At 69.5% G+C, this 10,969-nt stretch carries 12 protein-coding genes; 2 read left to right on the top strand and 10 right to left on the bottom strand.

The features are described 5' to 3' along the window. The first annotated feature begins 45 nt into the window (after positions 1–45). Positions 46–651 (top strand): hypothetical protein, encoded by a 606-nt coding sequence (locus tag HV826_RS34760; RefSeq protein ID WP_163787556.1) that lies wholly within the window; start codon positions 46–48, stop codon positions 649–651. 31 nt (positions 652–682) lie between these two features. Here HV826_RS34760 and HV826_RS34765 read toward each other — a convergent pair whose 3' ends face one another. From HV826_RS34765 to HV826_RS34785, 5 genes are all read right to left on the bottom strand, one after another. Continuing rightward, positions 683–1,654, bottom strand: a complete 972-nt coding sequence (locus HV826_RS34765) for a hydrolase (RefSeq protein WP_176421328.1) — start codon at positions 1,652–1,654, stop codon at positions 683–685. Positions 1,655–1,710: 56 nt separating this feature from the next. Continuing rightward, positions 1,711–2,034 carry a YkgJ family cysteine cluster protein gene (locus HV826_RS34770; RefSeq protein ID WP_176421329.1) on the bottom strand — a complete coding sequence of 108 codons (324 nt, stop codon included), beginning with the start codon at positions 2,032–2,034 and terminating at the stop codon, positions 1,711–1,713. 20 nt (positions 2,035–2,054) lie between these two features. Beyond that, complete coding sequence (locus HV826_RS34775; protein ID WP_176421320.1) at positions 2,055–3,197, bottom strand: hypothetical protein; 1,143 nt, start codon at positions 3,195–3,197, stop codon at positions 2,055–2,057. 21 nt (positions 3,198–3,218) lie between these two features. Further along, positions 3,219–4,175: a GNAT family N-acetyltransferase gene (locus HV826_RS34780; protein ID WP_255217561.1), complete on the bottom strand. Its 957-nt coding sequence runs from the start codon at positions 4,173–4,175 to the stop codon at positions 3,219–3,221. Positions 4,176–4,251: 76 nt separating this feature from the next. Further along, the gene (locus tag HV826_RS34785; protein WP_176421322.1) at positions 4,252–4,923 is read right to left on the bottom strand and encodes a hypothetical protein; all 672 of its coding nucleotides are present in this window, start codon (positions 4,921–4,923) and stop codon (positions 4,252–4,254) included. A 166-nt stretch (positions 4,924–5,089) separates the two neighbouring features. Between HV826_RS34785 and HV826_RS34790 the strand changes: the two genes are divergently transcribed. After that, entirely contained in the window at positions 5,090–6,082 is a 993-nt protein-coding gene (locus HV826_RS34790) for a DUF481 domain-containing protein (protein WP_176421323.1), read from the top strand. 81 nt (positions 6,083–6,163) lie between these two features. Here HV826_RS34790 and HV826_RS34795 read toward each other — a convergent pair whose 3' ends face one another. The 5 genes from HV826_RS34795 to HV826_RS34815 are packed head-to-tail and all read right to left on the bottom strand — an operon-like array spanning position 6,164 to position 10,867. Then, positions 6,164–6,619 (bottom strand): cytochrome C oxidase subunit IV family protein, encoded by a 456-nt coding sequence (locus tag HV826_RS34795; protein WP_176421324.1) that lies wholly within the window; start codon positions 6,617–6,619, stop codon positions 6,164–6,166. Positions 6,620–6,633: 14 nt separating this feature from the next. Next, positions 6,634–7,299, bottom strand: coding sequence for a cytochrome c oxidase subunit 3 family protein (locus tag HV826_RS34800; protein ID WP_176421325.1), 666 nt, complete (start codon positions 7,297–7,299; stop codon positions 6,634–6,636). Next, a complete protein-coding gene (gene ctaD, locus HV826_RS34805) occupies positions 7,289–8,959 on the bottom strand; it encodes a cytochrome c oxidase subunit I (RefSeq protein ID WP_176421326.1) in 1,671 nt (556 codons plus the stop codon). Before ctaD ends, HV826_RS34800 begins: the two co-directional genes overlap by 11 nt. Further along, positions 8,943–9,989 carry a cytochrome c oxidase subunit II gene (coxB, locus tag HV826_RS34810; RefSeq protein ID WP_163786617.1) on the bottom strand — a complete coding sequence of 349 codons (1,047 nt, stop codon included), beginning with the start codon at positions 9,987–9,989 and terminating at the stop codon, positions 8,943–8,945. The genes ctaD and coxB overlap by 17 nt, the downstream gene beginning before the upstream one ends. After that, a complete protein-coding gene (locus tag HV826_RS34815; RefSeq protein ID WP_176421327.1) occupies positions 9,986–10,867 on the bottom strand; it encodes an SCO family protein in 882 nt (293 codons plus the stop codon). The genes coxB and HV826_RS34815 overlap by 4 nt, the downstream gene beginning before the upstream one ends. Positions 10,868–10,969: the final 102 nt, after the last annotated feature.

The following is a 10,969-nucleotide window of genomic DNA, read 5'->3' on the forward strand; positions in this document are numbered from 1 at the left end:
GTGGGAGGACGGGCGGGACGGGGCATGCGTCACGGGAGGCAGGGCATGGGGGTGGTATCCGCGCTGGCAGTGGTCGGGGTGCTGCTGACGGCGCAGACAGCGGCGGCTTCGGGGCTCCAGCGGCGCGGCACCCAGGACCCGGAGCGGCTGGCGCCTTTCGGCTTGATGCTGGACGCCAGCGCCCCTGAGGGCGCGGGCCTGTCGCTCTCCTTCCGGCCCATGCGAATGCTCCGGCTCCACGTGGGCGGCACGCACAATGGGGTCCGTCCCGGAGCGCGCGTGGGGCTCACGTTGCTGCCCTGGAAGGGCAGCCTGACGCCCGCGCTGACGCTGGAGGCGGGGCATGCGCGGCCCGCGAATGGTGCGGGCCTGGAGCGGCGCATCGTGGACCGCACGCAGATGCCCATCCATTCACTGGAGCGCGTGGGCTACTCCTACGCGAGCGCCCTGCTGGGCTTCGAATGGCAGGCCCCGAAGCGGCTGACCTTCTTCGTGCGCGGCGGCTTCAGCATCATGCGGCTCTACAGCCCTGGCATCGTCGGCGTGGACGAGCAGTTCCGCGCCGCGCTGGAGCCCGCGAACTTCCACGGCTGGAGCCTGAGCAACATCGAGCCCACCGCAAAGCTCGGCATCCTGTGGTCCTTCGGCTGAGCCGAGGCCGCTGCCTCAGCCCGCGCGCGGCTTAGGACAGCACCGCGTCGAAGAAGGCCAGCACCTGCGCCTCGGCCCAGAAGTGGGGCCTATGCACCTGGCCTCCGACGAAGCCGACGTGTCCACCGTGCGCCGTCACCACGACGCTCAGGTGGGGATTGTCGGCGGCGGCGGGCGGGATGACGGGCAGCTCCAGCATCGGGTCGTCCGCGGCGCTCAGCAGCAGCGTGGGCCTGCGGATGGCGTGCAGCCGGGGACCGGCGGAGGACTCCGCGTAATAGTGGGCGGCGTCGCGGAAGCCGTGCAGCGCGGAGGTGACGGCGTCGTCGAAGGCGCGGATGGTGCGCGCCGCCTCCATGGCCCGGCCGTCGAAGGCGCTCGGGAAGTGGCGCAGCTTGTCGCGCGCCTTCTGCTTCAGCGTCCGCAGGAAGCGCTCGCGGTACAGCCGGTGGAAGGGGCCGCCCGTGTCGAGCTTGCGGCAGCAGGCGCTCAAGTCATACGGCGCGCTGACGGACGCGGCGGCCTCCACGGGCGCGTCGTCGCCCAGCGACTCCAGCAGCCGGCACAGCACATTGGCGCCCAGGGAGAAGCCCACCGCGAACAGCGGGCCGGTGACGCGGGCGCGCGTCTCGTTCAGCACCCGGAGCGCGTCATCGATGTCGCCCGAGTGGTACGAGCGCGCCAGCCGGTTGGGCTCACCGCTGCATGAGCGGAAGTTGAGCGCGGTGGCGCCCCAGCCGCGCGTCCGCGCGCCTCGCAGGATGGCGGTGACGTAGCCCGCGCGGGACGAGCCCTCCAGGCCGTGCAGCGCCACGACGTGGGGCGCGCCCGCCGCGCCGTCAAAGGTGTCCAGGTCGACGAAGTCGCCGTCCGGCAGCTCCAGGCGCTCGCGCCGCAGCGCGGGCACGCGGGTGGGGCGCACGAGCGAGGCGTAGATGGTCTGCGCGTGCTCATTCGCCAGGCCGGGCGCGGGCACGAAGGGCTGGGTGGGCTGGAATCGCACGGCCGGGGGATAACGCCCGTGCGCGGGGACGACAAGCGCTCTTGCCACCAGTCGCGCTAGTCCTTCGCGCCGCCGGGGCGGGGCAGGCTGGCCACGCGGCGGGCCATGCGCATGGAAGCACAGCCCTGCTCGCGCGAGGCCCGGGCCTCCGACTGGAGCCCGAAGAGGCCCAGGTACTTCTCCACGCGCTCCTCCAGCGTGGGCGCCTCGATGAGGGTGCAGAGTTCATCCGCCCGGTAGTCGCGGCAGATGGCGGGCCGCTCCTCGTACACGTCGCAGAGGTTGTCTTCCCGCAGGTGCGGGCAGCGCAGGCCCAGCGGCTTGTCCAGCGCGGCGATGTCGGGCGCCACGCAGCAGGCGCCGCAGCGCGTGCACTCCACGGGCTTGGGGGTGGCGTCACTCACAGGGGCACGACCGTCTTCACCGTGCCCAGGTTCGTCACGGTGAGGCGCGCGCCCTGGCCCTTCTTCCAGGCGAGGAACGCCCGCTCGCCCCGCGGCTTCAGCACGTGCTCATGGGCGCCGTCGTCCTCGTAGCGCAGCCGCACCGTGTACGTCTCCTCGCGGCGCAGCCGGTCCGCGGCGCCCACGGCCAGCTCGGGCCAGCGCGGCGCATCGTCGGTGCCGGACGCCTCCCGGCGCGTCAGCGGCTTCCACGCATGGGTGTCGTAGGTGCACTGGTCGGCGTACACGGGCTCCCGGCGGTAGCGCGTCTCGTTCTGACAGTCCTCGTAGGACTCGCGGCAGTACTTCGTCACGTCCTCACACACCTCTTCCATGAAGCCGTTGCCCATGTCCCTGCGGCGGCACTTCTCCTCCGAGCCGCAGGCCACCTTGCGCGACTTCGTGCGGCACACCCGCTCCGTGCCGTCGGGGACGCGGCGGGTGCCTCGCTGGATGGACACGCAGTCGCGGATGTTGGCCACGCCCGCCACCTCGCCGGCGCCGTTGACGGGCATGCGAGGCGTGACGGCGCGCAGCTCGTCGCGCCAGCCCCGCTTCGTCACCCGGGTGAAGCGCTCCTGCACCACGATGCGCTTCCAGGCCGTGCCCGTCACCTCGCCGGGGAGCTCATGCGTCGTGTTGGCCCAGAGCGCGAAGGCGCCGGCACCCAGGCAGCAGAGGAACAGCGAGCCCCAGGCCAGGAGCAGCCGCGCCTTGCGCTTCGGCTTCGCGGGACGTGGCGGCGGCGGTGGTGGTGGCTCGTCGAAGGCCTGGCGTGGGGCGGCCTTCGCGTCGTCGGTGCGCTCGGCGCCGCAGTGCTTGCAGCGCGTCGTGTCGCCCCGCGTGGCCGCGCCGCAGAAGGCGCAGAACCAGTCTTCTCCCGCCTGGGCCAGCGCCAACGCCGACGCGTCGGTGACGCCCTCACGCAGCGACTTCCCGCTGGCCGCGTCCACGCCGCCGAAGTCGAACTCCGACTCCTTGCCCGTCAGCTCGCGCGGGTTGTTGCACTGGGGGCAGCGCTTGTGCCGGGCGCGAATCGACTTCGTGTCACACGAGGTGCAGTTCCACGTGCCCTCGATGATGCGGGTTCTGCGGGCCATTCGCGCATCCTAGCCGGACCCTCACGCCCACAGCGCGCGAGCGAAGGGGATGTCCACGGCGGCGGGCAGTCCCTCTCGCAGGGGCCGCACCATGGGCAGCGAGCCGTCCCGGGCCTCGCGGCTGGCCTCGGGGAGCCGGGCCACCCACGGCATGGTGCCCGGCTCCTCCCACAGCACCACCTTGGACAGCCCGGCCTTGTGCGCCTGGGCCCCCGCGGCCTCCAGCAGCGCGGCGGCGTCGTCCTCGGAGCGCGCGTCCAACATCAGCACCACCAGCTCTCCGTGGCGGGCCACCATCGCCCACAGCGCCGTGGACGCGCCCACCACCGCGCCGCAGGCCCGGGGACGAGGGCGGCGCAGCAGCTCCGCGTAGATGCGCTCGCGCTCCAGGTGCCAGTCCACCTGCGTGGCGTCCGGCCACAGGTAGAAGGGCACCTCCGGCCGCCACATCCGCTCGAGCGCCGAGGGCACGTCCGCGTCCTCCAGCAGCGCGTCCACCTTGCGCGTCACGGGCCCATTGCCCACCGGCAGGTGCCAGTCCCAGGCGGGGACCTCCTGGTAGCCGGAGCGCCGGTAGATGCGAGCGCCCACGTCGGAGTAGAGCACTGCGGCCTGGGCGTCCGGCTCCGTGCGCTCCAGCTCCGCGGCCACCCGGTCCATCAGCCGCGTGGCATGGCCGTGCCCGCGCAGGGCCGGCTCGGTGAAGACGCTGGCGATGACGAAGCTGTCGCCGCGCGTCGTCTGACAGTCGGGGCCGCGCAGGTAGCTGGGGGTGCGGAACGTCTCGCACGAGGTGAGCACCCGGCCGGCGTCGTCGCACAGCAGCCAGGTGCGCAGGGTGTCCCGGCTCCAGGCGTGGGCGCGCAGCCGCTGCTCCCGTTCGAGGAACTGCTCGACGGTGAGCGGCGAGCCCCAGGCGGCGTAGGTGTGGCGGTCTCTCTCGGCCTGCTGTGCTTCGTTGGCGACGACCAGATGCATGGCGTGGCAGGGTAGCCGCGCGCGCGGCGCTTCGCAGCAGCCCTGGAGGGCCCGTGAGGCCTGCCTGCCCTCCGCATTACAGGCGCACCGTGTAGGGGAAGCGGAAGTGGAGCTGAAGGTAGGCCTGTCCCACGTGGAAGATGCCATCGCGCAGGCGCTCGGGCAGGCCCAGGCCTCCCAGCTCCTGCGGGACGTAGAACGCGGACTCCCAGCCCACGCCCAGCAGGAAGCTCTTGGAGAGCTGGAGCTCCAGGTCGATGCCCACCTCCGCGCCGGGCCGCACGAAGTGCGTGTCGGGCAGCGTGTCCGAGTGCATGTAGACGTACGTGAGCAGCAGCCCCGCGCCGAGTGACAGCCGCGCCGGACTGGACGTCAGCGGCACCCCCAGTGACAGCGGCTTCCAGGTGGCGCCGTACATCCCGGTGTCGCGCAGCTTGGGGGAGATGATGAGCGCGTCCGGGATGAGGATGGACGGGGAGATGCGGACTTCATCCAGGCTCTTGGCGTACTTGCGGTAACGCGGGGGCACGCGGCGCTGGTTCTTCTTCAGCCACGCCTTGTCCAGCACCGCCTCCACGGAGAGCTTCAGCCCGGTGTGGATGGGCTGGTCTTCGAACACGGGGCCGAAGAAGGCGAAGGCCGCGGGCCCCACCCCCACGTCCACCGGGACGGTGACGCGCTGGGCGGAGGCCGCGGCGGGGACGAGCAGGGCGCAGAGCAGCAGGAGCGGTGCGGGGCGCAGGGGCATGGGGCTTCTTCTTTCAAGCGCCACCTGCGAGGCGGTGGGAACGGACCCACCCGGTGTGGCGGCGCGGGACATGTCCGAATTTGACCATTAAGCCATTGAAGCGCGGAGGGCCTTTGAAGCAGGAAGGCGGCAGGCTTTTCGCCGGCGCCGTTGACCTGGAGATTCGATGCTTTCCGCTGCCTTCTTGATTGCCACGTCCCTGCAGGCCCAGACGCCTGCGCCCGCTCCCTCCACGCCGCCGGCTCCCGCCGCCGAGGCCGCGCCCGCCGCGCCCCTCAGCGTGGAGGAGCGCGCCGCCGCCGCCGCCGAGCGCGCCGCCATCGCCGCTGAGCGCGCCGCCGAGGCCAGCGTCCGCGCCGCCGAGGCCGCCGAGCGCGCCGCCGCCGTCACCGCGCCGCCTCCGGCCCCGGCCTCGGCCCCCGCGCCCGCTACCGACAAGAAGCAGGGCGAGTGGGACGTCACCGTCGGCCTGGGCCTCATCTCGCTGACGGGCAACGCCTCCACCCTGACGGTGAGCGGCTTGGCCAGCGCCCAGCGCACGACGGACAACTGGATTTACGCCATCAAGTCCTACGGCTCCTATGGCCGCAGCCGTCCGCCCGAAGTCACGGGCGAGGAGGCCGTGTCCCAGGTGGTGGCGTTCAACGCGGGCCTGGAGCTGCGCGGCGACCGGCGCTTCACCGAGGTCATCAGCGGCTACCTGCTGGCGGGCGCGGAGACGGACCACGTGAAGAGCGTGGAGTCGCGCACCTTCGGCGAAGGCGGCCTGGGCGTGCTGTGGTGGGATGAGAAGAAGGAGAAGGGCCGCGAGTCCTACCTCCGCACGGACGCCGCCTTCCGCTACGCCAACGAGACGCGCTTCCAGTACTACCCCACGCGGATGGACCTGCCGGACGTCGACCTGGGCGGCCCCCGCTTCGGCGCGGTGTTCCGCTACGGCCTGGCGCAGAACGTCACCTTCAAGGAGGACGTGGAGGTGCTGGTGAGCGTCATCGGCGACTCGCGCATGCTCTTCAACAGCCAGACGCAGCTGTCCGTGGGGCTCACCAAGAAGCTGTCGCTGGGCACCAGCTTCCTGGTGAAGCACGACAGCGCGCCGCCCCCGGGCAAGGTGTCCACCGACACCGCGCTGGCGCTGAACTTCGAAGTGATGCTGTAGCCCGCAAAAGCAACGCGGCGCCGGGGGAGTCCCTCGGCGCCGCGTGCGGGTGGCGTGGGGCGGTGGGCCGCCCCGGCTGCCTTACTGCTTGGGCGCGCCGGACTCCTCGCCCATCTTCCCTTCCTTGCGGAGGCCGCCGCCGTAGCGGCCTTCCTCCGCGTCCGCGCCGATGTCGATTGCCTGCAGGTCGCTGTACGTCGAGCCCGGAGGCGTGGCGCCGCGGTAGCGGGTGCCCAGGTCCACCAGCGGAATGGCGAGCATCAGCAGCACGAAGAGGATGGAGACGGCGAAGACCAGCCGGTTGGCGCCGCGGTGGTCAATCAGGTGCATGAAGTACAGCAGCACCAGCGTGCCCTTGGTGGAGGCGATGACGAGCGCCAGCACCAGGCCCCACGTGGGGATGTGGATGCGGCCGGTGAGGACCGTGACGACCGTCAGCACCAGCAGCAGGCCCCAGATGAGCCAGTAACGGCCCGCTCCGTGGTGCTCCTCGCGCATGTTCTGTTCTTCTTCCCGGGATTCGTTGGCAATGCCCATGGTGGAGGAACCCTTCAAACGAGGTACAGCATCGGGAAGAGGAAGATCCACACCAGGTCGACGAGATGCCAGTACATGCTGCCCAGCTCGACCATCGTGTAGTTGTTCGGCCCGAAGTCAGCCTTCTTCAGCGCGCGGACCATGGAGAAGGCCAGCACGATCATGCCGATGACGACGTGCAGACCGTGCAGGGCCGTCGAGCAGAAGTAGACCGTGAAGTACAGGGGCACGCCCGGAAGCTGGATGCCCTCATACGAGTAGAAGCGGCCCGGCAGCGTGCCAATCTCGAACTTGTGGTGGTACTCGAAGTACTTGATGACGAGGAAGCCGACGGCCATCACCAGGGTGAGGGCAATCTGCACCGCGACCATCTTGTTCTTCCCCTCCTTCGCGTAGTGCACCGCGAGCGCCGCGGTGAGCGAGGAGGTGATGAGCACCACCGTGTTGATGGTGCCCAGCGTCAGGTCCAGGCTTCGGCTGGCGGCGGCCCACGCCTCCGGGAAGAGGAAGCGGTAGACGCCGTAGCAGATGAAGAGGCCGGCGAAGAGCAGGATTTCCGTCGCCAGGAACAGCCACATGCCCAGGCGCGCGGCGTGGTTCTGCACCTCCAGCGACGCGAAGTGGCCGGCGAGCCGGGGGACGGGCAGGGCGCCCCCGGCGGCGTGAGAGCTAGACTGCATCGGGCACCTCGGCCTTCTTGGGGTCCACGTAGAAGTGGGGCTCCTCCGGGAACACCGGCTGCGGCCCCACGAAGTTGTGGGTCGGCGGCGGCGACTCGGACATCCACTCGTAGCCCTTGCTGCGCCACGGGTTCTTGCCGGACGCCTTGCCGTAGACCAGGGCGTACGTCAGGTACATCGCGATGATGATGAACCCGAACGCCAGCAGGGACGCGCCCGCCGTGGAGGCCACGTTCAGCGCCTGGAAGCGCTCCGGGTACTCGTAGTAGCGGCGCGGCATGCCGTTGTTGCCCAGGAGGAACTGGGGGATGAACGTGGCGTTGAAGCCCAGGATGATGAGCGCCGCGGACACCAGGCCCCAACCCTCGTGGTACGTGCGCCCGAACATCTTCGGGAACCAGTAGTGGAGGGCGGCCAGGAAGGCCATGATGGTCGCGCCCACCATGATGAAGTGGAAGTGCGCCACCACGAAGTAGGTGTCGTGCCACGGGACGTCCAGCGACACCGTGCCCAGCGCGATGCCCGTCATGCCACCGAACACGGTGAAGAACAGGAAGCCGCAGAAGTAGGCGAAGGGCGTCCTGAAGTCGACCGCGCCCTTGTAGACGGTGCCCACCCAGTTGAAGACCTTGATGGCGGTGAACACACCCACCAGCATGGTCAGCACGCCGAACAGACCGCCCGTGAAGGTGGACTGGCCGGACACGAACATGTGGTGTCCCCAGGCGAAGAAGCCGACGAAGGCGATGCCCAGGCTGGAGTACGCCACCGCGCGGTAGCCGAAGATGTTCTTGCGGCTGTAGGTCGCGACGACCTCGCTCATCACGCCGAAGGCGGGGAGCACCATGATGTACACGGCCGGGTGGCTGTAGAACCAGAACAGGTGCTGGAAGAGCACCGGGTCACCGCCGCGGGCCGGGTCGAACATGCCGAACCCGAACAGGTTCTCCACCGTCACCAGGCACAGCAGCAGACCGATGACGGGCGTGGCCAGCACCTGGATGCAGCTGGTGGCGTAGATGGCCCACACGAACAGCGGCATCTTGAACCAGGTGATGCCCGGCGCCCGCATGGTGTGGCACGTCACGATGAAGTTGATGCCCGTGACGATGGAGCTGAACCCGATGATGAACGCGCCGAACAGCACCGGCGCCACCGTGGTCGTCGTGTGCGCGCTGTACGGGGTGTAGAACGTCCAGCCCGTGTCCAGGCCGCCGTTGAGCATGCCCCACAGCGCCAACAGCGCGCCGGCCAGGTAGATGTAGAGCGACAGCAGGTTCAGCCGGGGGAAGGCCACGTCCTTGGCGCCCAGCATCAACGGCAACATGAAGTTGCCGAAGACGGCGGGGATGGCCGGAATCATGAACAGGAAGATCATGACCAGGCCATGGAGCGTGAACGTACGGTTGTACGTCATCGCGTCCATGATGGTCGGGCCCGGCGTCAAGAGCTCCACCCGGATGAGCAGCGCGAAGATGCCGCCCACCAGGAAGAACAGCAGGACCCAGAACAGGAACATGAGCCCGATGCGCTTGTGGTCGACCGTCAGCAGCCACGACTTGATGGTGGTGCCGTCGACCAGGTAGTTCGGGTGATGGTCGTGATGCTCCTCGGGCGCGGGGGTGGCGCCCGGGGCTGCGATGCTACTGGATGGCGTCATAGGCGGGTCCCTCGGAGGCGCCCTCGCGGACGTTCGGAGTGCGAAGCGACTTGATGTACTCGACGATGGCGGCCGTCTCCGGGCCCTGCAGCTTGCCCTGGTAGGTCGGCATCACGTTCTGGTAGCCCGCCACCAGGTGGGCGCCCGGGTCCATCATCGACTGGGTGATATAGGCCTCGTCCACGCGGATGCTCTGGCCGTCCTCGAGCTGCTCCACGCGGTCATACATGCCCAGGAAGGTGGGGCCGATGTGCTGCGAGCCGTCCACCGAGTGGCACTTGAGGCAGCCCTGCGTGCCCGCAAGCACCTGGCCCTGCTCCACCATGCGCGCCACCGGCGGCACCAGGGAGTTGTCCGCCAGCGCGTCCTGCCGGTCCTGCAGGCGGCCGCGGCGCTGCTCCTGGATCCAGTTCTCGTACTCCTCCTGCGGGAGCACGACGACCTCGGCCAGCATCTTCGAATGCGACAGGCCGCAGTACTCGGTGCACAGCACCTGGTACGTGCCCGGCTTGGTCGCCTCGAACCAGATCTGCGTGTAGCGGCCCGGGAGCGCATCCATCTTGATGCGGAAGGCCGGCACGTAGAAGGAGTGCAGCACGTCACGCGAGGTGATGAGCAGACGCACCGGGCGGTTGGCCGGCACGTGCAGCACGTTCACCCCGTTGGGGCCCTCCGGGTAGGAGAACTTCCACATCCACTGCTTGCCCATGACGTAGACGTCCATCGCGTCCTTGGGCGGCGTGGTGACCCACGTGAAGTCCCGGAACCCGATACCGAACCAGGCCAGGAAGAACACGAGGGGAACGGAGACGAAGAGGAACTCCGTCTTCAGGGTGGGGACGACGTACTCCGTCGCCTGCGCCGGGAGGCGGCGGCGGTAACGGAAGAAGAAGAACAGGGCCGCCAGACCGACCGCCGTCGACATCACCATCGTCGTACCCACGACGAAGTGATGCAGCGTGTCGATGCGCTCCGCGAACGTGGACGCGGCCTCCGGGAGGAACAGGATATCGTTGAGAAGCTCGCTCATGCCGCCGCGCCTTTCTTCAGCTCGCGCCTCCAGAAAAAGATCAGCATCGTCGCCAGGGCGCAGAACACGGCAATGCCGCCCAGGCGGATGAACCCGAAGATGTAGAAGCCATACCGCCGACTGGCGGTGTCATACTTGAAGCAGGACAGGATGATCTGATCGAAGCTGGTACCCACGCGGCCATTGGCCGCCTCCAGCAACGCCAGCTTCATGTCCGAGGGAGGAAACGTCGTCCCGTAGAGATACCGGGAGATGCTGCCCTCCGGCGTGAGCACGTGCACCACGGCCGCGTGGGCGTACTGCTTCGTGCTCTCGTCGTAGGTGTATTTGAAGCCCAGGGCGTCCGCGAGCCGGCGAACCTCCGCGTCCGTCCCCGTCAAGAAGTGCCAGGGGGCCGTCTCCGGCTTGCCCATGGACTGCAGGTGCCGCCGCCGACGCTCCAGGCTCTGGGCCGGGGTGTCTTCCGGGTCGATGCTGACGGTGACGGCTTCGTAGTCCTTGCCCAGCTCGAGCCCGAGCTCCTTCATGGACTGCACCTGGGCGTTGAGCACCAGGTTACAGAGCATGGGGCAGTTGTAATAGACGAGCGTCAGCAGGGTGGGCAGCGACTTCGGCACCACGTCGCCCAGGCGCACCTCGCGCCCGGAGGCGTCGAGGAAGCGGGTGTCCATGGGCACCAGCTCCCCCAGGTGCTCCTGTACGTCCACACCCTGGATGGGGGGCGGCAGGTCCCGCTGCGCCTCCAGGATGGCCCGGGGCGTCTTCCCGGCACCCGGCATGGCGGAGGCCGGCACCGCGACGGCCAGCACCAGCGCCGCCGCGGCGAGCAAGCCCGCGCGGCAGGCGCGCGGAAGGATGTAGGAGCAGGTGGACATCATTGCAGGACGGCTCTTACGACAGGGGAGCGGTGATGGCTACTGCTGCGGCGACGGAGGCGTCTGCCCGGGAGCGGGCTCCGGGGCGGGAGCCGTCTCCGGAGC

Source organism: Myxococcus sp. AM010 (assembly GCF_013372585.1).
GTDB lineage: Bacteria > Myxococcota > Myxococcia > Myxococcales > Myxococcaceae > Myxococcus > Myxococcus vastator.

Excerpts from the sequence above, each read along its gene's own strand:
- HV826_RS34760 (WP_163787556.1), top strand. The coding sequence starts at position 46 with ATGGGGGTGGTATCCGCGCTGGCAGTGGTCGGGGTGCTGCTGACGGCG.
- HV826_RS34775 (WP_176421320.1), bottom strand. The coding sequence starts at position 3,197 with ATGGCCCGCAGAACCCGCATCATCGAGGGCACGTGGAACTGCACCTCG.
- HV826_RS34780 (WP_255217561.1), bottom strand. The coding sequence starts at position 4,175 with ATGCATCTGGTCGTCGCCAACGAAGCACAGCAGGCCGAGAGAGACCGC.
- HV826_RS34785 (WP_176421322.1), bottom strand. The coding sequence starts at position 4,923 with ATGCCCCTGCGCCCCGCACCGCTCCTGCTGCTCTGCGCCCTGCTCGTC.
- HV826_RS34790 (WP_176421323.1), top strand. The coding sequence starts at position 5,090 with ATGCTTTCCGCTGCCTTCTTGATTGCCACGTCCCTGCAGGCCCAGACG.
- HV826_RS34795 (WP_176421324.1), bottom strand. The coding sequence starts at position 6,619 with ATGGGCATTGCCAACGAATCCCGGGAAGAAGAACAGAACATGCGCGAG.
- HV826_RS34800 (WP_176421325.1), bottom strand. The coding sequence starts at position 7,299 with ATGCAGTCTAGCTCTCACGCCGCCGGGGGCGCCCTGCCCGTCCCCCGG.
- ctaD (WP_176421326.1), bottom strand. The coding sequence starts at position 8,959 with ATGACGCCATCCAGTAGCATCGCAGCCCCGGGCGCCACCCCCGCGCCC.
- coxB (WP_163786617.1), bottom strand. The coding sequence starts at position 9,989 with ATGAGCGAGCTTCTCAACGATATCCTGTTCCTCCCGGAGGCCGCGTCC.
- HV826_RS34815 (WP_176421327.1), bottom strand. The coding sequence starts at position 10,867 with ATGATGTCCACCTGCTCCTACATCCTTCCGCGCGCCTGCCGCGCGGGC.